General features: G+C 67.8%; 4 protein-coding genes. 1 reads left to right on the top strand and 3 read right to left on the bottom strand.

The window, feature by feature from the left end; translation table 11 throughout:
• The coding region (locus VFQ05_00340) for a four helix bundle protein (protein HET9325199.1) at positions 1 to 289 on the top strand (289 nt) is incomplete at its 5' end.
• Positions 290 to 298: 9 nt separating this feature from the next.
• On the opposite strand, the gene VFQ05_00335 is transcribed toward VFQ05_00340, so the two are convergent.
• From VFQ05_00335 to VFQ05_00325, 3 genes are all read right to left on the bottom strand, one after another.
• Positions 299 to 700 carry a four helix bundle protein gene (locus VFQ05_00335; protein HET9325198.1) on the bottom strand — a complete coding sequence of 134 codons (402 nt, stop codon included), beginning with the start codon at positions 698 to 700 and terminating at the stop codon, positions 299 to 301.
• Positions 701 to 882: 182 nt separating this feature from the next.
• A complete protein-coding gene (gene ltrA, locus VFQ05_00330) occupies positions 883 to 2,133 on the bottom strand; it encodes a group II intron reverse transcriptase/maturase (protein ID HET9325197.1) in 1,251 nt (416 codons plus the stop codon).
• 800 nt (positions 2,134 to 2,933) lie between these two features.
• Positions 2,934 to 3,092: AraC family transcriptional regulator (locus VFQ05_00325; protein HET9325196.1), on the bottom strand; the 159-nt coding region annotated here is incomplete at its 5' end.

Here is a 3,092-nt window from a genome sequence, read left to right as displayed (position 1 = left end):
GGTCCGGCCGCTCATGGAGCGGATCGAGCGCAGGGATCGAGCTCTGGCGGATCAGCTCCGGCGAGCGCTCCAGTCGGTCATGCTCAATGTTCGCGAGGGGAACCGGCGGGCCGGACGCGACCGGTTTCACTCGTTTCGGATCGCCGCCGGCAGCGCCGACGAGATCGTCGGCGCGCTGGACGTCGCCGAGGTGATGGGCTACCTCGCGGTGGGCGCCCTCGCGGCGCCGATGGCGCTCGCCGACCGCGTGCTGGCGATGCTGTACCGGCTGGCGAACCCGCGGCCGTGACCCGCCGGCTCAGCGGCGCCGCGCGGTCGCGCTGCGGACCAGCCCGCCGACCAGGGCGCCGCAGCGAGCCGCCAGCGCCCGCACCGCCTCGAGCTCCGCCGCTGGCGACAGCGCCTGGGCGCCGGCAGCGTCGAGCGTCGCGCCAACCTCGTCCGCACTGCCGAGCGCGATGACGTAGTGGCGACGCTTGGCGCCCGAGCGCGCCGGCTGCGCCGCGCCCTCGCCGAGGTTGAGCACCACGCTCTCGGCCGCGTCCAGCGCCTGCCCCCGCAAGCTGGCCCGCCCGTGCCACCCGCGGCTCACCCGCGCGATCTCGGCGAGGAGCTCTCGCGCGACGCGATACGCAATGAGCTGCTCGGCGGGAAAGAAGACGGAGGGACTGGCGAAGGTTTCCGGGTCGGTTTTTTTCATCACGCACACAGGCGCCCGAGAGCGCAAGCGCTGTGACGGCGCCGCCTGAACACCGTGCCCGGCCTTGCGCCGGCACAGCGGTTGCGCGACGGGCGCCGCGAGGTCGGGTGGCCCCGGGCGGTTGCCCGCCCGGGGCTCCCACAGTTCCGGAAGTGCGGGTTTCCCGCATCCGGCTCCTCAGGTCACGTGATTCGCTGCGTGGTCCAGTGAGCGATCCGCGGTGCAGGGAGCGGGAAGCGCACGCAAACATCCGCGAAGCGATCCCAGGTGACCCCTTTGTTGTTGCGTCGGCTCAACCACTTTCGCCACACGCGGCGAACCGCGTGGGAGAAGCCGGCCAAGGCTCGACTGTTGCCTTGGATTCCGTAGTAGTTGAAGTGTCCACGCATCTTGCGACCGAGTTTCGCGCTCTGTTCGTCGATCGGCAGGTGCCGCGACTGGCGACACCACACGGCTATGGCGCGGATTGCCCGTGTGAGGCGCGTCCGGGACGTCCGACGCATGACGGTCCACGTGCCACGACGCAGCATCCCCCAGTGGTGGGTGAAGCCCAGCAGATCGAATGTCCCGGGTCGGTCGCCACGTGGAGGTTTGACCCCCCGCGGCGGCTTCCGGAATTCGATCAATCTGGTCTTCGCTGGATGCAGCGTGAGGCCGTACTTGCCGAATCGCTTCGGCAGTACGTCGAGCACGCGGCGGGCGTCTCGTTCCCGCGCGAAGACGAGGACGAAGTCGTCCGCATAGCGGATCAGGGACGCTGCTCCTTCGAGCCGCGGCCTGACTTCGCCTTCGAACCACTTGTCGAGTACTTCGTGCAGGTAGACGTTCGCCAGCAAAGGCGAGATCACTCCGCCCTGGGGTGTGCCCTCGGTCGGATGAGTTACCTCTCCAGCCTCGAGCACTCCTGCCTTCAGCCATTTGTCGATCGCACGGCGAAGAACGCCGTCACGCACTCGCTGGTCGAGGATTTCCCGTAGGCGGCGATGGTCCAGAGTGTCGAAGAAGTTCTGGATGTCCACCTCGAGCACCCATCCCCCACCCATGTCCATCAGTCGATACCACAGCGTATCGAGCGCATCGTGCGCAGATCTTCTCGGCCGGAATCCGTACGAACAGTCGAGAAAGTCCTGTTCGTACACTGCCTCGAGGATCATGGTCGCAGCCCTCTGGAGGATCTTGTCCTCGAACGTCGGCACTCCGATCGGCCGCGTTCTGCCATCCTCCTTCGGGATGTGGACCCGCCGCACGGGAGGCGCGTAGTACTGCCCGCTGTGAAATCGGTCGAGCAGAGACCGCAAGTTGTCTTCGAGAGCGGTCGCGTACTGAGCCGATGACCGGTGGTCGATTCCGACAGCGCCGTCCTTGCGCGTACGTCGGTACGCCTCGCGCAGGAAGTCGACGTCGATGTGGTGGGCGAGCGTCGTGAACACCATCTGCGGTGCCTGCCTCGCCAGTTCTGCTATCCGTTGCAGTTTCGTTGAGACGCTTGTCGGGCGCGATGTCCCTGGCATCTTTCCCTCCAACAGGTTCGTGACCAGGCACCCCCTTCCCTCCACGGGGTCCCTCGAGTGGGTTCCCCCGCTTCCGCGGTACTACGAGGTGCTCCGACTTCCGACCGCCCATCCCACCGCGCTTCGTTTCCTTCGCTTGGTGGTACCGCTCGGTGCTCGCTGATTCGCTCCCCATCGCCGGCGAGCGCGACGCTGGGGCCAGGGTTTGGTGACCGGGTTCCCGACCCGGACGCTCGAGCGGAGGCGGTAGGACCTCCCAGGTTCCTTGGGGGACCCTCGGTCGCGTGCCGCGTTCTTCGACCCCGGCGAGACCTTCGCCACTTGCCTTTCGCAGCCTCGGTGTTGCCTCCCTCGTTTCATACCGGGGCGACTCTCGCGACCTGGTTCTTTCGGGGCTCAATTGCGCGGCCCGCGGCCACCCTGTGTACGCTTCGCAGCCGAGGTCGCCCTCGGTCCACGCAACACTCGGTTCCGGCGGTGGCCAACCTTACCGGGCAGGCGTTGTTCCTGCTGGGTCCCATAGAAGGTTTCAACGTTCGACTCGCATCCTCCTTCTCCAGGCTTCGCCTGGCGCACATGAAAAAAACCGACCCGGAAACCGAGCCGCCTCCTTCGCCTCCCCCGCCGTTCGCGAGCACTCGACCGGCGCGCGCAAAGATTCGATCCCCCTCGCCGCCTTCCCGATCCCGATCCCGAGCCCCGATCCCGGAGCGAGGCCTCGTTCAGGCCCTGATCCGCCCCGGCGGCCGCAGCGCGCGCACGCCGATCCCCAGGCGGCGGCGAAGGAGCGCGCGCAGCGTCCCGCCTTCGCCGTAGCCGACCCGCGCCGCTATCTCGTCCACGCTGTCGCCGGTCGTCCGCAGCTGATGAACCGCCCTCTC

The sequence above is a fragment of the Candidatus Eisenbacteria bacterium genome (genome assembly GCA_035712145.1).
Lineage (GTDB): Bacteria > Eisenbacteria > RBG-16-71-46 > RBG-16-71-46 > RBG-16-71-46 > DASTBI01.
The sequence above is the reverse complement of the archived record's forward strand: the minus strand, read 5'-3'. Positions and strand labels throughout refer to the sequence as shown.